A 25,977-nucleotide genomic window follows, 5' to 3' on the forward strand; every position below is an offset into this window, starting at 1 on the left:
CGCACTCTAGCCGCTGCCCCATGCCGCCGCAATCCCGCCCCGAACCCGATCTGCATGGCACCGAGACACGCGGCACGGACGCCGGCTCGCCCCACCCCGGACTGATCGTCGCGGTTTTCGTCGTCGCCTCCTGCGGCCTCGCCTACGAACTGATCGCTGGTGCGATCGCCAGCTATCTGCTGGGCGAGTCGGTGCTGCGCTTTTCCACCATCATCGGCACCTATCTGTTCGCGATGGGCATCGGCTCCCACCTGTCGAAGTACGTCGATGACAACGCGGTGCTGGCCCGTTTCATCGACATCGAACTGATGGTCGGCCTGCTCGGCGGCCTGTCCGCCTGCGCACTGTTCCTGATCTACGCCTGGGCGGGCAGCCCCTTCCGCGTGTCGCTTTACGCCATCGTGCTGCTGATCGGCGTACTGGTGGGCATGGAGATCCCGCTGGTGATGCGCCTGCTGCATCAGCGCAAACAGGCTTTCGAGGCCTTGGTGAGCAGGGTGCTCACCTTCGATTACCTCGGCGCGCTGGTGGTGTCCCTGCTGTTCCCGCTGGTCTTCGCGCCGCTGCTCGGGCTGGCGCGCACGGCGGTGGTATTCGGCCTGCTCAATGCCGGCATCGGTCTGTGGGTGACCCGTCGCTACCGCGCGGAACTGCCACAGGCGCGGGCGCTGATGCTGCGCGGCTGGCTGGTGCTGGCGGTGCTGCTGGCCGCACTGGCCTGGGCGCAGAAACTGACCGACGCGGCCGAAGCCGGCCTCTATGGCGACGCCATCGTGCATCAGGAAACCACGCCCTTCCAGCGCATCGTGCTCACCCGCTGGCAGGACGACACACGGCTCTACCTGAACGGCAACCTGCAGTTCTCGACCCGCGACGAGCACCGCTACCACGAGGCGCTGGTACATCCGGCACTGGCGGCGCTGCCGCAGGCCAAGCGCGTGCTGGTGCTGGGCGGCGGCGACGGACTGGCGGTACGCGAGGTGCTGAAGTACCCGCAGATCGAGCAGGTGACGCTGGTCGAACTCGATCCGGCGATGACCCGGCTGTTCCGCGACACCGATGCACTGGCCGCGCTGAACGGCTTCGCGCTGCGCGATGCGCGCGTGAGCACCGTCAACGCCGACGCCGCGCAATGGCTGGAGACCGCGCCGGGCCCGGGTTGGGACCTCATCGTTGCCGATTTTCCCGACCCGTCACACTACGCGCTGGGCAAGCTGTACGCGGTGCCCATGTACCGTCTGATGGCGCGCCAGCTGGCGCCTGGCGGTCTGATCGTTGTGCAGTCCACCTCGCCCTGGTATGCGCCGCGCGCCTACTGGTGCGTGGACGCGACGTTGCGCGAAGCCGGCCTGAACACCGCGCCCTATCACGCCAACGTGCCCAGCTTCGGCGACTGGGGCTTCATCATCGCCGGCCGCGACGCCGGCTACCGGCCGCCGCTCGACCTGCCCGCCGGCCTGCGCCACCTCGACGCACCCACGCTGGCGCAGATGTTCGACTTCCCGCCGGACATGCGCGCGCCGGCGGTCGAACCGAATCGGCTGAACACGCAAATGCTGGTGCACTACTTCGAAGAAGACTGGTCACGGCAGATGCGATGAAGCGCCGCAGCTTCCTGACCGCCGCCGCCAGTCTGCCGCTGCTCGCCGCCTGCGGCGACGCGCGTACGCCGCAGACGATCACTGTGCTGCGTCCTGGCATGCGCGAAGGCCATGCACTGCGCGACGCCGTCGCCGTGCCCCCACCCTCCGGCGAACTGCGCTGCGCGGTCGCCATCCTCGGTTCCGGTGTCGCCGGGCTGAGTGCGGCCTGGCGGCTGGCGCGCGAGGGGCAGCGCGACGTGGTGCTGGTCGATGGCCCGGAACCCGACGGCAACGCCGCCGCCGGCGCGCTCGGCGGCCTCGCCTGCCCACGTGGTGCGCACTACCTGCCGCTGCCCGGCCGCGATGCGATGCACGTGCGTGAAATGCTGGCCGACCTCGGCGTGCTGCGCGGCGATCCGCGCGACGCCGCACCCGAATACGACGAACAGGCGCTGGTTCATCCGGCCGCCGAGCGCACGCTGGCCGGTGGCATCTGGTACGAGGGCCTGCTGCCGCGATCGACGGTGGACGACGCAGCCGCGGCCGATCGCTTCGAGACGGCGATGCGCGACTGGGCGGCACGTCGCGGCGCAGATGGTCTGTTCGCCTTCACCGTGCCGCTGGCCGCCTGTTCGCGCGATGCCGCGCTGCGTGCACTCGACCGCGTCAGCTTCGCCGCCTGGCTCGATGCGCAATCGCATCGCCACCCGGCGCTGCGCCGCTACATCGACTATGCGATGCGCGACGACTACGGTGCGCCGGCCGGCGCCATCTCGGCCTGGGCCGGCCTGCACTACTTCTGCAGCCGGCGCGGCGAAGCCCGCAACGCCGAGGCCGGCACGGTACTGACCTGGCCGCAGGGCCTGTCGGCGCTGACCGGCGGCCTGCGCAGAAAGCTTGGCGCGACGCGGACGCTGGCCGGGCACGCCGTGCAGCTGCGGGCCGGACGCAGCGGAGTGAACATCACGGTGCTGGCGCCCGACGGGCGCAGCCTGCTGCTGCAGGCCGGGCATGCCATCTGCGCGATGCCTTTGCACGTCGCCCGCCGCATCGACCCCGAACTGGCGGTCGCTCTGCCGCGCGAAGCGCTGCCACCCACCGCGCCATGGCTGGTCGCCAACGTGCTGCTCGATGGCTTTCCGCACGAGCGGGCGGGTGTCGATCTGGCGTGGGACAACGTGGTGCACGATGGTCGCGGCCTCGGTTATGTGGTCGCGACGCATCAACTCACCCGTGTCGCCCGCCCACCGGCAACGGTGTTCACCGCCTATCAGTCGGGCTGGACGAGCGCCGACGAGGCCCGCCGCTGGCTGGCCTCGGCCGACGACGCGGCGCTGCTGGAGCTCGCCCTCGCCGACCTCGACCTCGCCTACGACGGGCGCTGGCGCCGCCGCATCCGTGCGGTCGAACTGGTGCTGCGCGCGCACGCGATGGCGATACCGCAACCAGGGTTCATCGACGCGCCAGCGCGCGCCCTGTGTGACCGCGACGGGCGCGTGCTGCACGCCCATGCCGATGTCAGCGGTCTGTCGCTGTTCGAGGAGGCTGCGTGGTGGGGCGATCGAGCGGCGCGGATGGTACTGGGTCGCCACTGAGCAGCTCACCCGCCTGCGGCGAAGCCGCCGGCAGCCAGACGTCGATCTGCAGGAGGCCTTCCGCCGCGTCGGTCGCGTCGAGCGTGCGCGCCTCGACCCGGCCGTCGTGCAGGTTCACGATTTCGCGGCAGATGGCGAGGCCGGCGCCGGTCCCGCCACCGGGCGGACGCTGTATCGCAGCCGGGCCGAACGGATCGAACAGGCTGTTCAGTTCCCGTTCCGTCAGGTGGGGGCCCTTGCTGCACACACGGATCGTCACGCCGCCGCGTCCGTCATGCGAACTGGCCGATAGCTGCACGTCGACCGGGCTGTCCGACGATGAACGACGGATTGCATGGTCGAGCACTGTGCGCAGAGCCTGCTGCAGCCGCACCGGGTCGGCGTCTATCGCCACATCGGCGCCGCCGGTCTGCGGCGTCACCGAGATCTGCTGCGCACCAGCACTGGCGCGCAGTGCCTCGTCGAGCACTTCATGCGCTGCGCACAGGCTGCGCTGCAGGCGCAGCGTGCCGTTACCCATACGCGACAGATCGAGCAGCTCATCGACCTGAGCGAGCAGCCGCTCACCGTTTTCACGGATCACCTCGAAACGATGGCGAGTGACGTCGCACAACGGAGGGCGACCGCGCAGCGCGATGCGGGCGAAGCCCAGAATGGCGTGTATCGGCGTGCGCAGTTCGTGCGACACACCGGCGAGGAAGGCGCTCTTCGCGCCATTTGCCAGCTCGGCCAGGCGCTGCGCGGCGGCGCCGTCCTTCAGCTGCACCTCGATCAGCTCGGTCAGCCGGTCGCGGTGGCGCAGCAGTTCGGCTTCGGCGTGCTGGCGCGCCCGTTGGCGCAGGCCGGCTTCGAGAATGAGGCCGAAGGTGCTGGCCGCAGCCTGCACGCTGGCCAGACGTTCGTCGTCGATACGACCGTCCTTGGCCGCCAGGCCGATCAGCCCGGTCAGTTGCTCGCCACGGGTGACGGCAACGCAGATCAGGCCGCGCCCGGCCGCCGAGTCGGCGCCGGCGGCGACGATGCTGCCCGACGAGCAGCCGTGAATGCTCGCCCCGAGCACGCCTTCGATCAGGTCGGCGCGCTCGCTGAGCCAGTCGGTCTCGCGACAGGCCAGCAGGCCGATGTGCGCCGTGCCGTTCGCGTCGCGGGCGATTTCGCCGAGAAAGCCGTCGTCGCAGCCGGACAGCTCGCACAGGATGTCGAGCATGCCGGCGCACACTGCATCCGCCGGCTCGCCGGCGATGAAGCGCGCCTGCAGCCGGCCGAGCATCGCGAACTGGTCGCGGCTGCGCGCCAGCGCGGCTTCGACGCGCTTGCGCTCGCTGATGTCGCGCGCGTAACCGACCGTGCCCAGCAAGCCGCCGTCCTCGTCCAGCACCGGCGCCGTCCATGCCTCGAACCAGTGACGCCGATCACCGCTGTCGATGACCGACTCCGAATACTTGGGTGCCCGGCTCTGCAATACCTCGATGTCCTCGACACGATAGGCGATCGCCTGCTCGGTCGGCCAAAGATCGTCGTCGTCGAGGCCGCGCGCATCGTCCGGGTGGGCCAGCCCGCCGGCCTCGGCCAGCGGCCGGTTGACGGCCAGGAAGCGCAGATCGCGGTCTTTCAGCCATACCATGAAAGGGAAGTTGTCGAGCAGCGCCCGCTGGTAGCGCATCGCGCGTCGCAACTCGCCCTGCATCCGGTAAGGCTCGCTCATGTCCTGAACGATGCCGGCCAGACGAGGCGTGTCGCCCTCCTGTCCAGACTCCAGACGGCCCTCGAACAGAATCCGGCGCACATCACCCCGCCCGTCGGTCAGACAGACCTCGGTCCGGTGACGCGCACCTGCCAGCGCGGCGCGCCAGGCTCGCTCAAGCTGCCCCCGGTCCTCGACGGCAACATGGCCGAGCAGATCATCGAAACCGCGTACGCGGGTCGCGTCCAGCCCGAGAATCGCGAGCGCCCGCGGCGACCAGTCGAAAGCCCCTGCCTCGTGTTCCCAGGTGCCGGTACGTCCGAGCGTCTGCGCGCGTTCGAGCACGCCGTGCAGGTGATCGAGTTCGCGCCGTGTGGCGTCCAGCCTCGTCCCGGCCGCCCACAGCGCGACGCAGGCGATCAGGGTCGGCACCAGCGTCAGCGCGACGCCGGATCCCGCAGAGCGCGCGCGCACCGCGGCGCCGAACAGATGCGACAGATCGGCAGCCAGCAGTCCGGCTGTCAGTGCGAGCAGCAGGTAGGCCAGCCAGTGGCGGGCGACATGGCGACCGAAATGGAACAGCGAGCGCATCGGCACGTTAAGGTCAGCGGGGTTCGGGCGACCTGTATTGAACGGCCGCCGAGCGGCGAATCTTGAGCCTTGGCCGGAACGGCCGGACGATGTGAAAGGCATCACGGACCGCAGCCGGGTCCGGCGCATGAAATCGCCATGCACGATGCGCGCCGAGGCGCCAGCGCGCTAGACTGCCCATCAGCATCAGGACATGCAGGAGGGGCATTTGCCGTCCGCCGACACCCCGCAGCCAAAACATATCCAGAACGACAGACGCCTCCGCCACCGCATGGACGCGAACGCGCGCAGCCTGTCGCCGGGTAATCGTCTGTTCCTGCTGTGGCCGTTGATCGCCATCGTGCTGTTGCTGCTGGCCCTGGCCGCGCTGAGCATGGAAATCATGTCCGGCGCCCGCGCCTATGTCAGCGGCGAGAGCCTGTGGAGCAAGGGGCAGAAGGCGGCGGTGATGCACCTGCTCAATTACGTCGCCTCGGGCGACCAGGCCGACTACGCGGACTACCGCCGCAACATCGGCGTTACGCTCGGTGACCGCCGGGCACGCGAAGCGCTCGACCGCCCGGACCCTGACCGCGCTGCAGCAGCTGAAGGCTTCCTCGATGGCGGCAACGACGCGGGCGACGTGCCCAGCCTCATCCGCCTGTTCGTCTGGTTCCGCTGGGCGCCACCGATGCGCGAGGCGATCGATCTGTGGACCGAGGGCGACCGGCTGATCGGCGAGATCGACGCCGTGGCGCGCGTCGCCCACAGCCAGATCAGCGCAGGCGGCCTGACGGCCGACGAGCGCACGGTGCTGACCCTGCGCGTGCGCCAGCTCAATGACGCACTGGAGTCGGTGGCCGTCCGCTTCTCATGGACACTCGGCGACATTTCGCGCCGCATACACCGCGGCCTGAATGTTGCCATGCTGGTGGTCAGCAGCCTGTCGCTGGTCGTCGGCGTGATGCTGACGCGACGCATGCTGCGCGAGTCGCAGCAGGTCGAACTCGATCTGCGAACGAGCGAAGCCAGCCTGCGCGAGGCTCAGCGTCTCGCCGAAGTAGGCAGCTGGTCGCACCGCGTCGATCGCGGGCAGACAGAGTGGTCGGACCAGGCGCGGCGCATGCTCGGAGGCGACGACGGCGGCTGGATGCCCGCCTGGGGCGACTATCTCGACCGCATTGCCGATGCCGACCGCGGTCGCATCGAAGCGGCATGGAAGGCGGCGTGCAGCGAGGGCCGGCCGTATGAGGCCGAGTACCGCATCCAGGTCCCGGGCCGCGGCCAACGCTGGATACACGAGCGCGGCAATCCGGTCAGCAACACCAGCGGCGAGGTGGTCATCATTGACGGTACGGTGATGGACGTATCCAAACGCCGCGACGCGGAAGAGCGCGTTCGCCAGCTCGCCCATTACGACGAACTGACCGGCCTGCCCAACCGCACCCTGTTCCAGATCGAACTGCAGCGCGCGCTGGTCGCCGCACACGCGCTGGACACGCGGCTCGCGCTGATGTTCATCGACCTCGACCGCTTCAAGATCATCAACGACACGCTGGGGCACGACGCTGGCGATCTGGTGCTGGTCGAGGTCGCGCAGCGCCTGCGCGCCTCGCTGCGCGACACCGACATCGTCGCCCGCCTGGGCGGCGACGAGTTCGTCGTGCTGATCGAAGGCATCGAAGCCAACAGCGAGGCAGCTGCCGTTGCGCAGAAGGTGCTCGAACAGATCGGTCGTCCGATCGCCATCGACGAACGCGATTACTCGGTCACCGCCAGCATCGGCATCAGTCAGTACCCGACCGATGGTCAGGACGTGCAGACCCTGCGCAAGAACGCCGACCTCGCGATGTATCGCGCCAAGGAAAAGGGCAAGAACCAGTACGAGTTCTACTCGGTATACATGAGCCGGCGTTCGTCGCAGCAGCTGGCGCTGGAGGCGGATCTGCGCCAGGCGATGGAACGCGGCGAACTGGTCGTGCATTACCAGCCGCGGGTGCGCGTGGCCGGCGGCGCGGCGCGCGTCGTCGGCTGCGAAGCGCTGCTGCGCTGGCAGCACCCGCAGCGCGGCCTGCTGCCGCCGGGCCAGTTCGTCGGCATGGCGGAGGAAACCGGCCTCATCGTGCCGATCGGCCTGTGGGTACTCGAAACCGCCTGCCGCCAGAACGCAGCGTGGCGCCAGGCTGGGCTGCCGCCGATCAGCGTGTCGGTCAATGTATCGGCCCGTCAGCTGGCCGATCGCGGCTTTGCCGACCAGGTCGGCCGCGTGCTCGAACACAGCGGCATGGCGGCCGACGCGCTTGAACTGGAAATCACCGAAAGCCTGCTGATGGATCACCCCGAGCGTTCGGTCAAGCTGCTGCATGCGCTCAACGCGCTCGGCGTGCGCATTGCCATCGACGATTTCGGCACCGGCCACTCGTCGCTCGCCTACCTGAAGCGCTTCCCGATCGACTGCATCAAGATAGACCGCGCCTTCGTTGCCGATCTGCCCGACGAGGCGGACGCCTGTTCGATCGCCCGCGCCATCGTCGCGCTGGCGCACAGCCTGCAGCGTTCGGTCGTGGCGGAGGGCGTCGAGACCGCGGCGCAGCGCGACTTCCTGCTGCAGCAGGGGTGTGACGAGTTCCAGGGCTTCCTGTTCAGCGCGGCGGTGGACGCCGACACGTTCGCGACACTGCACAAGGCCGCGACCGAGCCGGCAAACGCCTGATAGTCCGGGGCCGCAGGCTGCGGTGCGGTAGAATCCGCGCCGGAAGTCCGCCGGGCAACCGCGGCGCGCAAGCGCGGAGGAAAGTCCGGGCCCCGCAGAGCAGGATGCCGGCTAACGGCCGGGCGCAGCAAGCCGCGCGAAAGCGCGGCCCAAGGCGACGGAAAGTGGAACAGAAAACATACCGCCGATGGCCGCAAGGCACAGGCAAGGTTGAAATGGTGCGCCTTCGGGCGGGCGGCAACGCCGGGTAAGAGCCCACCGCGTGTGCGGCAACGTGCACGGCATGCAAAACCCCATCCGGGGCAAGGCCAAATAGGGAAGCCATGACGCGGCTCGCGTCGCTTCCGGGTAGGCTGCTCGAGCGGCGTGGTAACACGTCGCCCAGATGAATGGTTGCCGGTGCGCACGCGCACAACAGAACCCGGCTTACAGGCGGACTTCCACTCCAGCCCCCGTCAGTCTCCCGCATTTCCCCACTCGGCTGCACACCCGCCCCACTTTCGTCCACTTCGCCCCACGAAGCGGCATGGCGCGGGCATCTGTTCACACCGCACATTCAGTTCATTTTCTATCCCATTAAAAACAAAGGGTTTTTATTTCACGACTTTGTGGAATATTACCGCTAAGTCCTTGTTGCAGAAATAGATTTAGCGCATTCCAGCTATTGACCACCCGTCGCTTGATGGCTAAAGTGGAGCAATATTGGATAAGAAGTGGAGTGATTGTGGGAAAGACAACTCTGACCGCCACTCCAGCCCGTCGCCGCTGACGGGCTTACACGGGCACGCGCATGTTCTACGGGACGACCCGCCTCACCATGGATGACAAGCACCGCATCGTCATCCCCGCTCGTCCGCGCAAGAAGCTGATGGACATGTGCGAGGGCGAGGTGGTGATGACGGCGCGCACCCGCGAGCACATCCTTCTCTATCCGCTGCCCGAATTCGAGGCCCTGCTCGCCCGCCTCGACCAGCTGCCCGATCTCGATCAGGCCAGCAACGACTTCAAACTCAGCTTCACCGCCAATGCGCGCGACGAGTCCATCGATCGCGCCGGCCGCCTGCTGCTCGGCGCCGACCTGCGCGAGCGCGCCGGCCTGACCAAGGGCGTCATGCTGGTCGGCCGTGGCAACCGCTTCGAACTGTGGGATGAAGGCCGCTGGAACGCCGAAGCGGCTGCGCGTGACGCCCGCGAGGGCGCAGTGCCCCTGCCGTCTGAAGTCATCAGTTCCTTCAGGCTCTGAGAATGGTGCCCCCACGCTCACTTCGTTCGCTGCCCCCCAAGGGGGCGGCGCTCGCCCTTGGGACGGCCCGGCGGGCGGCGCTCGTGCCCCCACGCTCACTTCGTTCGCTGCCTTCCGACGGCGCAACGCCCGCACGTTGGGTGGCCCGGCAGACGGCGCTTCCGTCCTCGCAGACGTCCGGGCGGGGTTGAGATGGAGCACATCCCCGTACTGCTCGCCGAGGCGCTGGACGCACTGGCGGTGCGTCCCGATGGCGTTTACGTCGATGGCACCTTCGGTCGCGGCGGGCACAGCCGCGCGCTGCTCGCGCGCCTGGGTCCGGGCGGCCGGCTGATCGCGCTCGATCGCGATCCGTCCGCCATCGCCGCCGGTCAGGCCATCACCGACCCGCGTTTCACGCTGGTGCACGCGCGCTTCGCGGAAATGGGCGCAGTACTCGAACAACTGGGCGTGCACGGCGTGGATGGCGTGCTGCTCGATATCGGCGTGTCGTCACCACAGCTCGACGAAGCTGCGCGCGGCATGAGTTTCAGGCAGGACGCACCGCTGGACATGCGCATGGACACCAGCCGGGGCGAAACAGTGGCGCAGTGGCTCGCCCGCGCCGACGAAGCAGACATCAGGGAGGTCATCAGGGACTATGGCGAAGAACGGTTTGCTTCAGCGATTGCAAAGGCGATTGTTGCTGCTCGGAGCGAGCGGCCTGTCGACACCACATACCAGCTTGCCCAGATCGTGGCGGCCGCTGTCCGCACGCGCGAGGCGGGCCAGCATCCGGCGACGCGCAGCTTTCAAGCTCTACGGATTTTCATCAATCAGGAGCTTGAAGAGCTGTCGCTAGTGCTGCCGCAGGCGCTGGCCGCGCTCAGACCGGGCGGCCGGCTGGCGGTGATTTCCTTCCACTCGCTGGAAGACCGCATCGTCAAGCGTTACATGGCCGATCAGGCCTCGCCGCCGCAGCCACCGCGCAACCTGCCGCTGCGTGCCGACCAGCTGCCGAAGCCAACGATGAAACTGATCGGCCGCTTCCGCGCCGGCAACGACGAAGTCGCGCGCAATCCGCGCGCGCGCAGCGCCACGCTGCGCGTGGCCGAGAAGGTGGCCTGACGTGCTGCGCCTGAACTTCGTGCTGATCGCCACGCTGGTCATCAGCGCCATCGCGCTGGTGTCGTCGCAGCACCGCTCGCGCGCGCTGCACACCGAACTCGAACGCGAGCTCACGCGCATGCGGGTACTCGAAACCGAGTGGGGCCAGCTGCAGATCGAACAGGGCTCGCTGGCCGCGCACGCGCGCATCGCCGGTCTGGCCGAATCCAAACTCAAGATGCGCGCGCCGGAACGCGACCGCGTCATCGTCATCGACCCCTCCGAGGCCGGACAATGAAGTTCGCCCACAACCCGCTGCTCGCCGAACTGCTGCCCGCCTGGCGCGCCCGCCTGATGCTGGTGGTCATGATGGCGCTGTTCGGTGGTCTGGTTGCCCGCGCCTTCTGGCTGCAGGTGGTGAACGACGAGTTCTATCAGCGCAAGGGTGAGGAACGCTTCTCGCGCGTGCTGCCGACCCCGGCCTCGCGCGGCCGCGTGCTCGACCGCAACGAACAGGTGCTGGCGATGAGCACCCAGGTGTCGGCCATCGTCGCCGAATCGCGCCCGACGCGTAACGATGCCAAGGCCAACCCGCGCGACATCGGCGCCGAGAAACTCACGCCGGCACAGATCCGCCAGCTGGCCGAACTGCTGGGCATGGACCACCGCGAGGTGGCGCGCAAGATTCCGGAGAACCGGGGTCGCAGCTATCTGAAGCGTCAGGTGCCGCCCGAGGTCGCGAAACAGGTGCTCGCGCTGAAGCTGCCGGGCATCCGCTCGGAACCCGAGTACCGTCGCTATTACCCGCACGGCGAGGTGAGCGCGCACGTGGTCGGCTTCACAGGCATGGACGACAACGGTCTCGAAGGCATCGAACTGGCGATGAACCGTCCGCTGACCGGCAAGGTCGGGGCGCGCCGCGTCATCACCGACGCGCGCCGCAACGTGGTCGAGGACGTCGAGGTCCTGTCACCGCCGCGCGACGGCGGCGACGTGCGGCTGGCCATCGATACCCGTCTGCAGTTCCTGGTGCACAGCCGGCTCAAGCAGGCGGTCAGCGAACACAAGGCACGCGCGGGCAGCGCCGTGGTGGTCGATTCGCGCACCGGCGAAGTGCTGGCGCTGGCCAACTGGCCGACCTACAACCCGAACAACCGCGAACAGCTGTCCGGCCCGCCGCTGCGCAACCGCGCCTTCACCGACACCTACGAGCCCGGTTCGACCATCAAGCCCTTCATCGCCGCGATGGCGCTGGAAAGCGGCCGCTACACCTTCGACACGCCAGTCGATTGCGCCGGCAAGCTCACTTTCGGCCGTCACTCGATCGGCGACGCACACCCGCACGGCACGCTCAGTCTGGCCGAGGTGATCCAGAAGTCGTCGAACATCGGCGTGGCCAAGATCGCCGGCACTTTCAAGCCGTCCGAAATGTGGCAGACCTACGACCAGCTCGGCTTCGGCTCGCCGCTGCGCCTCGGTTTCCCCGGCGAGGCCGGCGGCCGTCTGCGCCCGGCAGCGAACTGGAAGCCGGTCGAGCAGGCCACGATGTCTTACGGCCACGGCATGTCGGTCACGCTGATGCAGATGGCGCGTTCCTATCTCGTGTTCGCGCGCGATGGCGACCTGATCCCGCTGTCGCTGACCCGCGTCGACACGCCGCCGATCAACGGCCTGCAGGTGTTCTCGGCACAGACCGCGCGCGAAGTGCGCCGCATGCTCGAAATGGCCGCCGGTGCCGGCGGCACCGCACCGAAGGCACAGATTCCCGGTTACCGCGTCGCCGGCAAGACCGGTACCGCGCACAAGCTCGAAGGCGGCAGCTACGCGAACAAGTACATCGCGTCCTTCGTCGGCTTCGCACCGGTGTCCGACCCGCGCTACATCGTCGCGGTGATGATCGACGAACCGTCCAACGGTGTGCACTACGGTGGCCAGGTCGCCGCCCCGGTGTTCTCCGACATCATGAACGCCACGCTGCGCGCCACCGGCGTACCGCCGGACGCACCGGTGCCTGTGCTTCAGATGGCACGCAACAGCGCCACCGGCAAGGAGGGCTGGTGAGCACCGCCCGCTCCGCAGCCGTCGTGGCCCGCGTGCGTGACGCGCTGTCCCGTCACGGCATTGCGCCGCGCGCGCTGCGCGCCGATTCGCGTCAGGTGCGAGCGGGCGACCTCTTCTTCGCCCTGCCCGGCCAGCGCACCGACGGTCGTCGCTTCATCGACGCGGCCATCGAGCGCGGTGCCTGCGCGGTGGTGTGCGAAGGGGGCGGCGCGCCGACAGCCGCCGCAGTACCGGTGATCGAGGTCGATTCGCTGCGCAGTCACGCCGGCGCGCTGGCCGACGATCTGCTCGACCGCCCCTCCGCCGCGCTCCATGTGATCGGCATCACCGGCACCAACGGAAAGACCTCGGTCAGCCAGTGGATCGCCCAGGCCATGGACCTGCTCGGCACGCGCTGCGGCGTCATCGGCACGTTGGGCAGCGGCCTGCCCGGCGAGCTGTCGGAATCGGCCAACACCACGCCGGACGTGGTCAGCGTGCATCAGACCCTGGCCGACCTGCGTGCCGCGGGCGCCAGCGCCTGCGCGATGGAAGTGTCGTCGATCGGCCTCGACCAGGGACGCATCGACGGCGTCCGGATCCACACCGCGGTGTTCACCAACCTGACCCGCGACCACCTCGACTATCACCCGGACATGCAGCATTACGCGGCCGCGAAGGCCACCCTGTTCTCCCACCCCGGCCTGTGTGCCGGGGTGATCAACACCGACGACGCTTTCGGCCGCTCGCTGGCCGGCGAAGTCGCGGCACGGCTGCCGGTCACCGGCTGCGCGCTCGACGCCGAGCTGCCGCACGGCGTGCACGGACTGCGTGCCCGCAACGCCGATCTGGCGCACGGTCTGCGCTTCGACATGGAGCACGGTAACGAGCGCGCGCATGTCGACGCCGCTCTGGTCGGTCGCTTCAACATCCAGAATCTGCTCGCCGTCACCGGCAGCCTGCTGCATGCCGGCGTATCGCTGGCCGACGCCGCGCGCGTCGCCGGGCAACTGCTGCCGCCGCCCGGCCGCATGCAGCGGCTCGGCGGCCACGGCGAGCCGCTGGTCGTGGTCGACTACGCACACACGCCGGACGCACTCGAGCAGGCGCTGCGCGCACTGCATCCGGTGGCCGAAGCACGGCGCGGCAAGCTGCTGTGCGTGTTCGGCTGCGGGGGCGACCGCGATCCCGGCAAGCGGCCGCTGATGGGGGCCGTCGCCTACGAGCACGCGGCGCGCACCTGGATCACCTCGGACAACCCGCGCAGCGAAAACCCGGACGCCATTCTCGACGACATCGCGGCCGGGCTGCCGGTCTGTGCCGACGTGCTGCGCGAGGTCGATCGCGCGCTCGCGATACGCGCCGCCATCGCCACCGCCGACGCGCGCGACGTCGTACTGATCGCCGGCAAGGGACACGAGCACTATCAGGAACGCATGGGCCTGCGCACGCCGTGGTCCGACGCCGACCAGGCCGCCGCCGCCCTCGCCGCCCGCGGAGGCGTGCAATGAGCGCACTGTGGAAGGCCTCCGACGTCGCTGCCGCCTGCAATGGCACGCTGAGCGGCCCGGACGTCGACATCGCCGGCTTCTCGACCGACAGCCGCGCGGTGAAAGCCGGCGACCTGTTCGTCGCGCTGCGCGGCGAGCGCTTCGATGCGCATGACTTCATCGCCGACGTGCAGGCAGCGGGTGCCGCCGCAGCGGTGATCGCCGCCGACTGCGCGCACACCACGGGCACGCTGATCCGTGTCGCCGATACCCGCACGGCACTGGGCGACATCGCCCGCGCCTGGCGCAGCCGCTTCACGCTGCCGCTGATCGGCGTCACCGGCAGCAACGGCAAGACCACAGTGAAGGAAATGATCGCCGCCATCCTGCGCGCGCACGCGCTAGGCGTCGGCTGGAATCCGGACACGACGGTGCTGTCCACGCGCGGCAACCTGAACAACGACATCGGCGTGCCGCTGATGCTGTTCGGTCTGCGCGACACGCATCGCATGGCGGTGATCGAGATGGGCATGAACCACCCGGGCGAAATCGCCTGGCTGGCCGGCATGGCGAAACCGACCGTCGCGCTGGTGAACAACGCCCAGCGCGAGCACCTCGAATTCATGAACAGCGTGGCCGAAGTCGCGCGAGAGAACGGCGATGTGTTCGATGCGCTCGGTGCGGACGGCATAGCCGTGGTCAATGCCGACGACGATTTCGCCGACTACTGGTGCGGCCGCAACGCGGCGCGGCGCGTGCTGCGCTTCGGTCTCGACCACGCCGCCGAAGTGTTGGCCACCGCGACGCCGGAAGGTCTGGGCTACCGCCTCGACCTGCGCGGCGCCTTCGGCACCGCCCGCATCGTGCTGCGCGTGCCCGGCCTGCACAACGCACGCAACGCGCTGTGCGCCGCCACCGCCGCGCTGGCCGCGGGTGCCGACATGGCCGCCGTGGTGTGGGCGCTGAACCGCTTCGAAGGCGTCAAGGGGCGCCAGCAGGTACGCGTCGGACTGGCCGGCAGCACGGTGATCGACGACAGTTACAACGCCAACCCCGATTCGGTGCGCGCCGCCATCGACGTACTCGCCAGCGCATCGGGCCGCCGCATCCTGGTGCTCGGCGACATGGGCGAGGTCGGCGACCAGGGCCCCGAATTCCACCGCGAAGCCGGCGCCTATGCGCGCGAACGCGGCATCGACGCGCTGCACGCGCTCGGTGAAGCCTCCACGCACGCCGTCGCCGCTTTCGGCGCTGGCGCCCTCCATTACCCCGATCACGCCTCGATCGCCGACGCGCTGCGCCCGCTGCTCGACGCCACCACCACCGTGCTGGTCAAGGGCTCGCGCTTCATGCGCATGGAACGCGTCGCCGAGGCGCTGATCGCATACACCGGACAGGACAACCATGCTTCTTGAACTTGCCCGCTGGCTGGCGCAGGACATCCGCGCATTCAACGTTTTCAACTACATCACGCTGCGCGCCGTACTGGCGATGATGAGTTCGCTCGCCATCTGCTGGATGTTCGGCCCGATGCTCATCCGCAAGCTGACCGAGTACAAGATCGGTCAGGCGGTGCGCGACGACGGCCCGAAATCGCACCTGACCAAGGCCGGCACGCCGACCATGGGCGGCGCACTGATCCTGATCGCGCTTGGCGTCACCACGCTGCTGTGGGCCGACCTGTCGAACCGCTATGTCTGGGTGGTGCTGGTCGTCACGCTGGGCTTCGGCGCCGTGGGTTGGGTGGACGACTGGCGCAAGGTGGTGCATCGCAACCCGAAGGGCCTGCCGGCCAAACCGAAGTTCTTCTGGTCTTCGGTGTTCGCCGCCGGAGCCGCCGTCTATCTCGGCCTGACCGCCCAGGTCCCCGCCCAGCTCGAACTGATCGTGCCCTTCTTCAAGACCGTGGCCTACCCGCTCGGCGCCATCGGCTTCATGGTGCTCACCTACTTCGTCATCGTCGGCACCAGCCACGCGGTGAACCTGACCGACGGCCTAGACGGTCTCGCGACGATGCCGGCCGTGATGGTGAGCGGCGCGCTCGCCATCTTCGCCTACGTCGCCGGCAACGCCGTGTTCTCGCGCTACCTCGGCGTGCCCTTCATTCCGGGCGCCGGCGAGCTGGCCATCTTCTGTGGCGCGCTGTGCGGCGCCGGCCTCGGCTTCCTGTGGTTCAACGCCTACCCGGCCGAAGTGTTCATGGGCGACGTCGGCGCACTGGCGCTGGGCGCCGCGCTCGGCACCGTGGCGGTGATCGTGCGTCAGGAAATCGTGCTGTTCATCATGGGCGGGCTGTTCGTCGCCGAAACGTTGTCGGTGATGATCCAGGTGCTCTACTTCAAGTGGTCCGGCGGCAAGCGCATCTTCCGCATGGCGCCGCTGCACCACCACTACGAGCTGGGCGGCTGGAAGGAAACGCAGGTGGTCGTGCGCTTCTGGATCATCACGCTGATGCTCGTGCTGTTCGGCCTCTCCACGCTGAAGCTGCGGTGACATGAACGCCCCCCACGCACTCTCCGTCCACACGGCACAGGCCCCGCACCGCCAGCGCCGCGCGCCGTCCTGCGGGTCGCGGAGCGCACGATGAGTCTCCTCGGTACCCACGTCCTCGTCCTCGGCCTCGGTGAATCCGGCCTGGCCATGGCACGCTGGTGCGCCCGCCAGGGCGCCGAGCTGCGCGTGGCGGACAGCCGTGCCACACCGCCCGGGCTGGATGCGCTGGCGCGTGACATTCCGGCGGCCGAGCTGCGCTGCGGGCAGTTCGACGACAGCCTGCTCGACGGCATCGTGCTGCTGGCGCTGTCGCCTGGTCTGGCGCCGCACGAACCGCTGGTGCAGGAAGCCAAGCGTCGCGGCATCGAAGTGGTCGGCGAGATCGAACTGTTCGCACGCGCGCTGCGCGACCTCGGTTGGCGCGAACGCACGAAGGTGATCGCCATCACCGGCACCAACGGCAAGACCACCACCACCACGCTGACCGGTGCGCTGTGCCGTGCCTGCGGGCTGGTCACCGAGGTGGCCGGCAACATTTCGCCGGCCGCGCTCGACGCCCTGATGCGCGTGCTCGACGCCGGCACGGTGCCCGATACCTGGGTACTCGAACTGTCGAGCTTCCAGCTGGAAACCACCGACACGCTGGACGCCGATGCCGCCACCGTGCTCAACGTGACGCAGGACCACCTCGACCGTCACCCGGGCGGCATGCCGGCCTACGCGGCCGAGAAGGCGCGCATCTTCGGCGCGCATACGGTGCAGGTGCTGAACCGCGACGACCCATGGGTCGCCGCGATGCGCCGCGACGGTGCGCGCGCCATCGGCTTCGGCGACGGCGTGCCGACTGCCGGCGATTACGGACTGGCCGAGCGCGATGGCAGCACCCAGCTGATGCGCGGCACGCAGCCGCTGCTCGCACTCGACGACATGAAGCTGGCCGGCCGCCACAACGCACACAACGCGCTCGCAGCCCTGGCGCTGTGCGAGGCCGCCGGCCTGCCACTGGACCGCTGCGTCGCCGCACTGCGCGACTTCGCCGGCCTGCCGCACCGCGTCGAAACAGTGCTCGACGCCGGCGGCGTGCGCTTCATCGACGACTCCAAGGGCACCAATGTCGGCGCCACGGTGGCGGCCATCGAAGGTCTCGGTCGACCGCTGGCCATCATCCTCGGCGGCGACGGCAAGGGGCAGGATTTCGCGCCACTCGGCCCGGTGTGCGCGCGCCACGCCCGCTTCTGCGCGCTGATCGGCCGTGACGCACCGGCCATCGCCGAAGTGCTCACCGCCCACGGCGTTCCTTACCGCAGTTTCGCCACGCTGGAAGAGGCCACCCGCGCCGCGTACGCCGCCGCCGCGCCGGGCGACGCCGTGCTGCTGTCGCCGGCCTGCGCCAGCCTCGACATGTTCCGCAACTACGCACACCGCGCCGAGGTGTTCATCGCCGAAGCGCGTCGCATCGCGGCCGAAGGAGTGCGTTCATGAGCGGCAGCATGAGACTTGATTCGTCGCGCTTCGGCGAATCACCGAAGCCGGCCGAACTCGACCCCTGGCTGCTGTGGCCGGCGGTCGCGCTGCTGCTGATCGGCCTCGTCATGGTGTACTCGGCGTCGATCGCGGTCGCCGACAGCAGCCGCTTCACCGGCAACAAGCAGGAGTTCTTCCTGATCCGCCAGGCGGTGTTCCTCGCCATCGGTGGCGTGGCGGCGCTGATGGCCTTTCAGGTGCCGATCCGCACCTGGCAGGCGTGGTCGATGTGGCTCTTCCTCGGCGGCATCGTACTGCTGGTGCTGGTAATGATTCCGGGCATCGGCAGCGTCGTGAACAACTCGCGCCGCTGGATCAACCTCGGCCCGGTGAACCTGCAGCCGTCCGAACTGGTGAAGCTGTTCACCGTGCTCTACGCCGCCAGCTACATCGTGCGCCGGCTGCCGGAGATGCACTCCTTCCGTCGCGCCTTCGTGCCGATGACCGTGGTCATCCTGCTGGTCGGCGCACTGCTGGTGGCCGAGCCCGATTACGGCGCATTCGTCGTCATCGTGCTGATCGCCTTCGGCATGCTTTTCCTCGGCGGCATCAACGGCAAGCTGTTCTTCTCGCTCGGCGTGGTCGCGCTGGTCGGTTTCGCGCTGATCATCCGCTTCAACGAACTGCGCTGGGGCCGCTTCATCGCCTTCCTCGATCCGTTCAACAACGACCCGCTGGGCAAGGGCTACCAGCTCACCCACTCACTGATCGCCTTCGGCCGCGGCGAGTGGTTCGGCGTCGGCCTCGGCGGCAGCGTCGAGAAACTGCTCTACCTGCCGGAAGCGCACACCGACTTCCTGCTGGCGGTGATCGGCGAGGAACTCGGTCTGGTCGGTGTGGCGACGGTGATCGGCCTGTTCGCGCTGGTGGTGCACCGCGCCTTCGCCATCGGCCGACGCGCCCTGCTGCTGGAGCGCGCATACGCCGGTCTGGTCGCCCAGGGCGTCGGCATCTGGTTCGGCGTGCAGGCCTTCATCAACATGGGCGTGAACGTGGGCATCCTGCCGACCAAGGGCCTGACGCTGCCGCTGATGAGCTACGGCGGCTCCGGCATCCTGGTCAATTGCGTCGCGCTGGCCATCCTGTTGCGCATCGACTGGGAGAACCGTCGATGAGCGGCACCGCGCTGATCATGGCCGGCGGCACCGGCGGCCACATCTACCCGGGCCTCGCGGTGGCCGACGAACTGCGCGCGCGCGGCTGGCGCATCGTCTGGCTGGGCAACGCCGACGGCATGGAAGCGCGCATCGTGCCGCCGCGCGGCTACGAACTGCAGTGCATCCGCTTCACCGCGCTGCGCGGCAAGGGCCTGCTGCGCAAGCTCATGCTTCCGCTCAATCTGCTGCGCGGTTTCTGGCAGGCGCTCGGCGTGCTCGGTCGCGTGAAGCCGCAGGTGGTGCTCGGTCTTGGCGGCTACGTCACCTTCCCCGGCGGCATGATGGCCGCACTGCGCGGCATTCCGCTGGTGCTGCACGAACAGAATTCGATTGCCGGGCTGGCCAACCGCGTGCTCGCCGGCGTTGCCGACCGCGTGCTCGGTGGCTTCCCGGATGCACTGCCGAAAGCCGAGTGGACCGGCAATCCGGTACGCGCCGACATCGCGGCGCTGCCGACGCCGGTCGAGCGTTTCGCCGGCCGCAGCGGTCCGCTGAACATCCTGGTGGTCGGCGGCAGCCTCGGCGCCCAGGTGCTGAACGACACGGTGCCGCAGGCCCTGGCGCAGATTCCGGAAGCAGAGCGCCCGCAGGTGATCCATCAGGCCGGCGAACGCAATATGCCGGCGCTCGAATCGGCCTACGCGGCGGCGGGCGTGCGCGGCACGCTGCAGCCCTTCATTCAGGACATGGCCGGCGCCTACGCGCAGGCCGACCTGGTCATCTGCCGCGCTGGCGCGCTTACCGTCGCCGAACTGGCGGCCGCCGGTGTGGCCTCGGTGCTGGTGCCGCTGCCGCACGCGGTCGACGACCACCAGACAGGCAACGCGCGCTTTCTCGCCGACGCCGGAGCGGCTGAACTGATGCCGCAGACGGCGCTGAACGCCGGCTCGCTGGCCACCCTCATCCGTTCGCTCGACCGCGCCCGTCTGCTCGATATGGCACAGCGCGCACGCGCCCTCGCCCGCCCCGGCGCGACGTCCGAGGTGGCCGACATCTGCGCAGCACTCGCGCAAGGACAACAGAAATGAAACACAAGATCAGCCACATCCATTTCATCGGTATCGGCGGATCCGGCATGAGCGGCATCGCCGAGGTGCTGCTCAACCAGGGTTACGTGGTCAGCGGTTCGGACATCGCCGACAACGCGGTCACCCGCCGCCTCGCCGCGCTCGGCGCGCGCGTCGTGCAGGGTCACGCGGCCGACAACATCGCCGGTGCCGACGCGGTCGTCACCTCGACCGCGGTCAGCGCCGACAACCCTGAAGTCGTGCGCGCACGCGAGCGGCAGATTCCCATCGTGCCGCGTGCACAGATGCTGGCCGAGCTGATGCGCATCAAGCAGGGCGTGGCGGTCGCGGGCACCCACGGCAAGACCACCACCACCTCGCTGATCGCCAGCTGCCTGGCCGAAGGCGGACTGGACCCGACCTTCGTCATTGGCGGCCGGCTCAACTCGGCCGGCGCCAACGCGCGGCTGGGCACCGGCGAGTTCCTGGTGGCCGAAGCCGACGAGTCCGACGCGTCCTTCCTGTTCCTGTCGCCGGTCGTGTCGGTCGTGACCAACATCGACGCCGACCACATGGACACCTATGGCCACGACTTCTCGAAGCTGAAGCAGGCCTTCGTCGACTTCCTGAACCGGCTGCCCTTCTATGGCGTCGCGGTGCTGTGCGCCGACGATGCCAACGTCCGCGAAATCATTCCGCAGGTACCGAAGCAGATCATCCGCTACGGCCTCGATCCGAACGCCCAGGTGCGCGCCGAGAACGTGCGCGCCGACGGCACACGCATGATCTTCGACGCGGTGCGCGTCAATGGCACGACCACCCGCATTCCGGTCGAGCTGAACCTGCCGGGCCTGCACAACGTGCGCAACGCGCTGGCCGCCATCGCCGTGGCCAACGAGGTCGGCGTATCGGACGACGCCATCGTGCGCGCGCTCGGCGAATTCAAGGGCGTGGGTCGCCGCTTCACCCGCCACGGCGAGATCGCGCTGCCGGCCGGCGGCAGCTTCACGCTGGTCGATGACTACGGCCACCACCCGGTCGAAATGGCCGCCACGCTCGAAGCGGCGCGCGGCGCCTACCCCGGCCGGCGCATCGTGCTGGCCTTCCAGCCGCACCGCTACACGCGCACGCGCGACTGTTTCGAAGACTTCGTGCGCGTGCTGTCGGGCGCCGACGCGGTGGTGCTGACCGAGGTGTACGCCGCCGGCGAAGCGCCCATCGTCGCTGCCGACGGCCGCGCGCTGGCGCGCGCGCTGCGCGTTGCCGGCAAGGTCGAGCCGGTATTCGTCGAAGACATCAACGCGTTGCCGCAGACCCTGCTCGACACGGTGCGCGACGGCGACGTCGTGCTCGGCATGGGCGCTGGCTCCATCGGGCAACTGCCCGCCAAATTCGCACAGGACATCCAGAAATGAGTACCCACGACACCGCCGCACTGGGCAAGGTCGCCGTGCTGTTCGGCGGCAGCTCCGCCGAACGCGAAATCTCCATCATGTCGGGCAGCGCGGTGCTGGCCGCGCTCCAGGAACAGGGCGTCGATGCCCACGCCTTCGACCCGGCGGAGCGCGATCTGTGGGAACTGAAACGTGACGGCTTCGACCGCGCCTTCATCGCGCTGCATGGCCGCGGCGGTGAGGACGGCACGATACAGGGCGCACTCGAATGCCTCGGCATTCCCTACACCGGCAGCGGCGTGATGGCCTCGGCCATCGGCATGGACAAATGGCGCACGAAGATGGTGTGGCTGTCAGCCGGCCTGCCGACGCCGCGCTACAAGCTGCTGCACGCCGGCAGCGATTTCCGTGCCGTGGCGAACGAACTTGGATTGCCGCTGTTCGTGAAGCCGGCACGCGAAGGATCCAGCGTCGGCGCCACCAAGGTGACCCGCATCGAGGATCTGGAAGGCGCCTACGAAAAGGCCGCGCGCTGCGATCCGCTGGTACTGGCCGAACAGTTCATCAGCGGCCGCGAGCTGACCGCGCCCTTCCTCGGCGACATGGCGCTGCCGCTGATCCGCATCGAAGCACCGCAGGGGAACTACGACTACCAGAACAAGTACTTCACCGACGACGTGAAGTACCACTGCCCGAGCGGGCTCGACGCCGATCTCGAACAGGAGATCCAGGATCTGGTCATGCGCGCCGCGCGGCTGATCGACTGCCGCGGCTGGGGCCGCGCCGATCTGATGCTGGGCGAGGACGGCCGCCCCTGGCTGCTCGAAATCAACACCTCGCCGGGCATGACTTCGCACTCCTTGGTGCCGATGGCCGCACGTGCGGTCGGCATCGAGTTCGGTGAACTGTGCCTGCGCATCCTGGAGTCGGCCCGCCTTGGCTAAAAAGCCCTCAGCGCGCAACAAGGCCACGCAGCGCCGCGACGACGGCGGTCTGTGGGACAGCCCGCGCGCGCTGACGATGATCGCCGACGTGATCCTGCTGCTGGCGAGTGCGGCGATCGGCTATGCGCTGGTGATCATGGTCACCCGCATGCCGGTGCTGCCGCTTCAGTCGGTGACGCTGACGCGCGCGCCGGCCAACGTGAGTGCCGCGCAGATCGAGGACGCCGCGCGCCGCGCCGTCACCGGCAGCTTTCTCACCACCGACATCGAACGCGCACGCACCGTGTTCGAAAGCCTGCCCTGGGTCCGTCATGCCACGGTGCGCCGGGTGTGGCCCGGTTCGCTGGAGATCGACATCGAGGAGCACGTCGCGGTCGCGCGCTGGTGGGTGCCGCCGAACGTGCCAACGCGCATGGTGAACGCCCAGGGCGAACTGTTCGTGGCCGAACACGAAGCCGCGCTGCCGCTGTTCATCGGGCCGGACGAGGACTCGGCCAGCATGCTGGCCCGCCACCTTGAATGGAGCGATCTGCTGGCGCCGATGCAGCGGCAGATCAGCAAACTCGTGCTGACGCGCCGCCAGGCCTGGCAGTTGCAGCTCGACGACGGAACGCGGCTCGAACTCGGTCGCGAGGAGGAGAAGTCGCCGATCGCCGAACGGCTCGCGCGCTACGTCAACACCCAGCCGGAAATCCTGCGCCGCGGCGCGCAGAAAGTGATCTACGCCGATCTGCGCTACCCGAACGGCTACGCAATACGAATGAGCAGCACTGAACACCAGGACAGACCATGACAAGAGACAGCAAGGACCTCATCGTCGGCCTCGACATCGGCACCTCGAAAATTTCGGCCGTCGTCGCACAACTCGGCAGCGACGGGCGACTCGACATTCTCGGCCTCGCGACCCAGGAGGCGCAGGGCCTGAAGAAGGGTGTCGTGGTCAACATCGAAGCCACCGTCGATTCGATCTCGCGCGTGATCCAGGAAGTCGAGCTGATGGCCGACTGCAAGGTGCGCGAAGTGTTCACCGGAATCGCCGGAAGCCACATTCGCAGCTTCAACTCCAATGGCGTTGTCGCCATCAAGGACAAGGAAGTCACCCGCCTCGATCTCGAACGCGTGGTCGAAACCGCGCGCGCGATGCCGATTCCGGCAGATCAGGAAATCCTGCACACGCTGACCCAGGAATTCATCATCGACGGCCAGGACGGCGTGCGCGAGCCGATAGGCATGAGCGGCAAGCGGCTCGAAGTGCGCGTGCACATCGTGACCGGCGCCGTGTCGGCGGCGCAGAACATCATCAAGTGCGTGCGCCGCTGCGGCCTCGAAGTGGTGGACCTCGTGCTGCAGCCGCTGGCGTCCAGCCAGGCCACGCTGTCGGAGGACGAAAAGGATCTGGGCGTCTGCCTGATCGACATCGGCGGCGGCACGACTGACATCGCCATCTTCACCCAGGGTGCGATCCGCCACACGGCCGTCATCCCGATCGCCGGCGACCAGATCACCAACGATATCGCGATGGCTCTCCGCACGCCGACCGCCGAGGCGGAAGACATCAAGCTGCGCTACGGCGTGGCGATGTCGGCACTGGCCGACGCCGAGGACATGATCGAAGTGCCGGGCATCGGCGACCGCGGCCCGCGCCGCATGTCGCGTCAGGCACTGGCCGACGTGATCGAGCCGCGCGTATCGGAGCTGTTCGAACTCGTGCAGGCCGAGCTGCGACGCAGCGGCTACGAGGAATTGCTGTCGTCCGGCGTCGTGCTGACCGGCGGCAGCGCAACCATGCGTGGCATGGCGGATCTGGCCGAGGACGTGTTCCACCTGCCGTCGCGCGTGGGGGTGCCCGAATGCAGCGGCAACCTTGCCGACGTGGTGCGCCATCCGCGCTACGCGGCGGCGATCGGACTGGTGATGGAAGGCGCCGCGCAGCGTCGTCGCGGACAGGTTGCGCGCGAAACGAGGAACGTCCGTCAGGTGCTGGCCAACATGCGCTCCTGGTTCGAAAGAAATTTCTGAAATTCGGGACGCAAACGGCATCTACGGCATGCGTTGCACTAAGTTTAGTCGTATACTTGCGCGCAATCACTAAATCTAGTGGTGGCGCGCGTTTTGTAGCCATAAGAGCCTTCAGGCTCGGAGGCGTTCGTGGAAAACAGGAGGGCGGATATGTTCGAGATTCTCGACAAGGAACCGGTGGGTGCGGTGATCAAGGTGATCGGCGTCGGTGGAGCCGGTGGCAACGCGGTTGATCACATGATCCGTGAAGGTGTTAACGGCGTCGAATTCATCGCCGCCAACACCGACGGCATGGCACTCACCCGCAACCTCGCCCCGGTCAAGATCCAGCTCGGCAAGAACGGCCGCGGCGCCGGCGCCAAGCCCGAAGTCGGCCGCACCGCCGCCGAGGAGTACCGCGAACACATCGCCGACCAGCTGCGCGGAGCCGAGATGGTGTTCATCACCGCCGGCATGGGCGGCGGCACCGGCACCGGCGCCGCCCCCATCGTCGCGGAAGTGGCGAAGGAGATGGGCATCCTGACCGTCGCCGTCGTCACCAAGCCCTTCGATTACGAAAACCGGATGCGCGCCGCTGAATCCGGCATCGACGAACTCGCCCGCCACGTCGACTCCCTCATCGTCGTGCTGAACGAGAAGCTGATGGAAGTGCTCGGCGAGGACGCCAGCCTGGAAGACGGTTTCAAGGCTGCCGACAACGTGCTGCGCAATGCCGTCGGCGGCATCGCCGAAATCATCAACATCCCGGGCCTGGTGAACGTCGACTTCCAGGACGTGCGCACGGTGATGGGCGAGATGGGCCGCGCGATGATGGGCTCGGCCGAAGCCGCCGGCATGGACCGCGCACGCATCGCTGCCGAACAGGCTGTCGCCAGCCCGCTGCTCGAGGGTGTCGAACTGTCCGGCGCGCGTGGCGTGCTGGTCAACATCACCGCCAGCCGCTCGCTGAAGATGAAGGAAGTGAAGGACGCGATGGAAACCGTGCGTGCCTTCGCCGCCGAAGGCGCCCACGTCATCTTCGGCACGGTGTTCGACGACTCGATGGAAGACCGCCTGCGCGTGACCGTGGTCGCCACCGGCCTCGGCGCACCGCGCGCGATGAGCAGCAAGCCGCCGATGACCATCATCCGCACCGGCACCGACGACGTCGCGATGCCGGCCGCCGCGATGGGCACCGACTACTCGCACCTCGACATCCCGGCCGTGATGCGCGGCCGCGGTGGCCGCACCGCGTCGAGCGCGGTCGAAGCCATGCGCGCCAACGGCGTCGAAACGCTGGATATTCCGGCCTTCCTGCGCAAGCAGGCGGACTGATACTGGCCGTGCTGCACCCGTCCGGCCGCCCGGCCGTGCTGCACCCGTCCGGCCGCCCGGCCGGACGGATACGCCCTGTTACAGGGGCGTGACGCGGAGGTGAGGTAAACTTGAACTTTCG

General features: G+C 68.4%; 19 protein-coding genes and 1 other RNA gene. 19 read left to right on the forward strand and 1 reads right to left on the reverse strand.

Going from position 1 to position 25,977, the window contains the following annotated elements; translation table 11 throughout:
• The first annotated feature begins 20 nt into the window (after nt 1–20).
• Both AC51BJ_RS12135 and AC51BJ_RS12140 read left to right on the forward strand, forming a co-directional pair.
• The gene (locus tag AC51BJ_RS12135) at nt 21–1,601 is read left to right on the forward strand and encodes a polyamine aminopropyltransferase (RefSeq protein ID WP_496280387.1); all 1,581 of its coding nucleotides are present in this window, start codon (nt 21–23) and stop codon (nt 1,599–1,601) included.
• On the forward strand, nt 1,598–3,178 hold the full coding sequence (locus AC51BJ_RS12140) for an NAD(P)-binding protein (protein ID WP_496280388.1): 1,581 nt from the start codon (nt 1,598–1,600) through the stop codon (nt 3,176–3,178). The genes AC51BJ_RS12135 and AC51BJ_RS12140 overlap by 4 nt, the downstream gene beginning before the upstream one ends.
• Here the strand turns inward: AC51BJ_RS12140 and AC51BJ_RS12145 are convergent.
• Complete coding sequence (locus tag AC51BJ_RS12145) at nt 3,102–5,453, reverse strand: PAS domain-containing sensor histidine kinase (RefSeq protein ID WP_496280406.1); 2,352 nt, start codon at nt 5,451–5,453, stop codon at nt 3,102–3,104. The two genes, AC51BJ_RS12140 and AC51BJ_RS12145, sit on opposite strands and share 77 nt — an antisense overlap.
• A gap of 271 nt (nt 5,454–5,724) precedes the next feature.
• Between AC51BJ_RS12145 and AC51BJ_RS12150 the strand changes: the two genes are divergently transcribed.
• From AC51BJ_RS12150 to ftsZ, 17 genes are all read left to right on the forward strand, one after another.
• On the forward strand, nt 5,725–8,145 hold the full coding sequence (locus AC51BJ_RS12150; RefSeq protein WP_430433123.1) for a putative bifunctional diguanylate cyclase/phosphodiesterase: 2,421 nt from the start codon (nt 5,725–5,727) through the stop codon (nt 8,143–8,145).
• A 42-nt stretch (nt 8,146–8,187) separates the two neighbouring features.
• Nucleotides 8,188–8,590, forward strand: an RNA gene (gene rnpB, locus AC51BJ_RS12155) — RNase P RNA component class A.
• A 345-nt stretch (nt 8,591–8,935) separates the two neighbouring features.
• A complete protein-coding gene (mraZ, locus tag AC51BJ_RS12160) occupies nt 8,936–9,388 on the forward strand; it encodes a division/cell wall cluster transcriptional repressor MraZ (RefSeq protein ID WP_019919286.1) in 453 nt (150 codons plus the stop codon).
• 192 nt (nt 9,389–9,580) lie between these two features.
• Nucleotides 9,581–10,495 carry a 16S rRNA (cytosine(1402)-N(4))-methyltransferase RsmH gene (gene rsmH / locus AC51BJ_RS12165; RefSeq protein ID WP_020163729.1) on the forward strand — a complete coding sequence of 305 codons (915 nt, stop codon included), beginning with the start codon at nt 9,581–9,583 and terminating at the stop codon, nt 10,493–10,495.
• Nucleotide 10,496: 1 nt separating this feature from the next.
• A complete protein-coding gene (ftsL, locus tag AC51BJ_RS12170; RefSeq protein ID WP_024300597.1) occupies nt 10,497–10,772 on the forward strand; it encodes a cell division protein FtsL in 276 nt (91 codons plus the stop codon).
• Complete coding sequence (locus AC51BJ_RS12175) at nt 10,769–12,535, forward strand: peptidoglycan D,D-transpeptidase FtsI family protein (RefSeq protein ID WP_496280389.1); 1,767 nt, start codon at nt 10,769–10,771, stop codon at nt 12,533–12,535. Before ftsL ends, AC51BJ_RS12175 begins: the two co-directional genes overlap by 4 nt.
• Nucleotides 12,532–14,025 carry a UDP-N-acetylmuramoyl-L-alanyl-D-glutamate--2,6-diaminopimelate ligase gene (locus AC51BJ_RS12180; RefSeq protein ID WP_496280390.1) on the forward strand — a complete coding sequence of 498 codons (1,494 nt, stop codon included), beginning with the start codon at nt 12,532–12,534 and terminating at the stop codon, nt 14,023–14,025. The genes AC51BJ_RS12175 and AC51BJ_RS12180 overlap by 4 nt, the downstream gene beginning before the upstream one ends.
• Nucleotides 14,022–15,419, forward strand: a complete 1,398-nt coding sequence (locus AC51BJ_RS12185; protein ID WP_496280391.1) for a UDP-N-acetylmuramoyl-tripeptide--D-alanyl-D-alanine ligase — start codon at nt 14,022–14,024, stop codon at nt 15,417–15,419. Before AC51BJ_RS12180 ends, AC51BJ_RS12185 begins: the two co-directional genes overlap by 4 nt.
• Complete coding sequence (gene mraY, locus AC51BJ_RS12190; RefSeq protein ID WP_020163724.1) at nt 15,409–16,497, forward strand: phospho-N-acetylmuramoyl-pentapeptide-transferase; 1,089 nt, start codon at nt 15,409–15,411, stop codon at nt 16,495–16,497. Before AC51BJ_RS12185 ends, mraY begins: the two co-directional genes overlap by 11 nt.
• 90 nt (nt 16,498–16,587) lie before the next feature.
• Nucleotides 16,588–17,979: a UDP-N-acetylmuramoyl-L-alanine--D-glutamate ligase gene (gene murD / locus AC51BJ_RS12195; protein ID WP_496280392.1), complete on the forward strand. Its 1,392-nt coding sequence runs from the start codon at nt 16,588–16,590 to the stop codon at nt 17,977–17,979.
• On the forward strand, nt 17,976–19,136 hold the full coding sequence (gene ftsW / locus AC51BJ_RS12200) for a putative lipid II flippase FtsW (RefSeq protein ID WP_430433117.1): 1,161 nt from the start codon (nt 17,976–17,978) through the stop codon (nt 19,134–19,136). The genes murD and ftsW overlap by 4 nt, the downstream gene beginning before the upstream one ends.
• A complete protein-coding gene (murG, locus tag AC51BJ_RS12205; RefSeq protein WP_430433116.1) occupies nt 19,133–20,206 on the forward strand; it encodes an undecaprenyldiphospho-muramoylpentapeptide beta-N-acetylglucosaminyltransferase in 1,074 nt (357 codons plus the stop codon). Before ftsW ends, murG begins: the two co-directional genes overlap by 4 nt.
• Complete coding sequence (gene murC / locus AC51BJ_RS12210; protein ID WP_430433115.1) at nt 20,203–21,600, forward strand: UDP-N-acetylmuramate--L-alanine ligase; 1,398 nt, start codon at nt 20,203–20,205, stop codon at nt 21,598–21,600. Before murG ends, murC begins: the two co-directional genes overlap by 4 nt.
• Nucleotides 21,597–22,523, forward strand: coding sequence for a D-alanine--D-alanine ligase (locus AC51BJ_RS12215; protein ID WP_019919297.1), 927 nt, complete (start codon nt 21,597–21,599; stop codon nt 22,521–22,523). Before murC ends, AC51BJ_RS12215 begins: the two co-directional genes overlap by 4 nt.
• Nucleotides 22,516–23,316, forward strand: a complete 801-nt coding sequence (locus AC51BJ_RS12220; RefSeq protein WP_430433113.1) for a cell division protein FtsQ/DivIB — start codon at nt 22,516–22,518, stop codon at nt 23,314–23,316. The genes AC51BJ_RS12215 and AC51BJ_RS12220 overlap by 8 nt, the downstream gene beginning before the upstream one ends.
• On the forward strand, nt 23,313–24,542 hold the full coding sequence (gene ftsA, locus AC51BJ_RS12225; protein ID WP_019919299.1) for a cell division protein FtsA: 1,230 nt from the start codon (nt 23,313–23,315) through the stop codon (nt 24,540–24,542). The genes AC51BJ_RS12220 and ftsA overlap by 4 nt, the downstream gene beginning before the upstream one ends.
• Before the next feature lie 150 nt (nt 24,543–24,692).
• Nucleotides 24,693–25,856, forward strand: a complete 1,164-nt coding sequence (ftsZ, locus tag AC51BJ_RS12230) for a cell division protein FtsZ (protein ID WP_019919300.1) — start codon at nt 24,693–24,695, stop codon at nt 25,854–25,856.
• Nucleotides 25,857–25,977: the final 121 nt, after the last annotated feature.

Source organism: Methyloversatilis sp. S146-33, from assembly GCF_059552495.1.

Bases quoted from the DNA above. Each gene is read 5' to 3' on its own strand.
- mraY (WP_020163724.1), top strand. From the start codon at position 15,409: ATGCTTCTTGAACTTGCCCGCTGGCTGGCGCAGGACATCCGCGCATTC.
- mraZ (WP_019919286.1), top strand. From the start codon at position 8,936: ATGTTCTACGGGACGACCCGCCTCACCATGGATGACAAGCACCGCATC.
- murD (WP_496280392.1), top strand. From the start codon at position 16,588: ATGAGTCTCCTCGGTACCCACGTCCTCGTCCTCGGCCTCGGTGAATCC.
- AC51BJ_RS12140 (WP_496280388.1), top strand. From the start codon at position 1,598: ATGAAGCGCCGCAGCTTCCTGACCGCCGCCGCCAGTCTGCCGCTGCTC.
- ftsW (WP_430433117.1), top strand. From the start codon at position 17,976: ATGAGCGGCAGCATGAGACTTGATTCGTCGCGCTTCGGCGAATCACCG.
- AC51BJ_RS12135 (WP_496280387.1), top strand. From the start codon at position 21: ATGCCGCCGCAATCCCGCCCCGAACCCGATCTGCATGGCACCGAGACA.
- ftsA (WP_019919299.1), top strand. From the start codon at position 23,313: ATGACAAGAGACAGCAAGGACCTCATCGTCGGCCTCGACATCGGCACC.
- AC51BJ_RS12145 (WP_496280406.1), bottom strand. From the start codon at position 5,453: ATGCGCTCGCTGTTCCATTTCGGTCGCCATGTCGCCCGCCACTGGCTG.
- murG (WP_430433116.1), top strand. From the start codon at position 19,133: ATGAGCGGCACCGCGCTGATCATGGCCGGCGGCACCGGCGGCCACATC.
- AC51BJ_RS12175 (WP_496280389.1), top strand. From the start codon at position 10,769: ATGAAGTTCGCCCACAACCCGCTGCTCGCCGAACTGCTGCCCGCCTGG.
- AC51BJ_RS12215 (WP_019919297.1), top strand. From the start codon at position 21,597: ATGAGTACCCACGACACCGCCGCACTGGGCAAGGTCGCCGTGCTGTTC.
- rsmH (WP_020163729.1), top strand. From the start codon at position 9,581: ATGGAGCACATCCCCGTACTGCTCGCCGAGGCGCTGGACGCACTGGCG.
- murC (WP_430433115.1), top strand. From the start codon at position 20,203: ATGAAACACAAGATCAGCCACATCCATTTCATCGGTATCGGCGGATCC.
- ftsZ (WP_019919300.1), top strand. From the start codon at position 24,693: ATGTTCGAGATTCTCGACAAGGAACCGGTGGGTGCGGTGATCAAGGTG.
- AC51BJ_RS12150 (WP_430433123.1), top strand. From the start codon at position 5,725: ATGGACGCGAACGCGCGCAGCCTGTCGCCGGGTAATCGTCTGTTCCTG.
- AC51BJ_RS12185 (WP_496280391.1), top strand. From the start codon at position 14,022: ATGAGCGCACTGTGGAAGGCCTCCGACGTCGCTGCCGCCTGCAATGGC.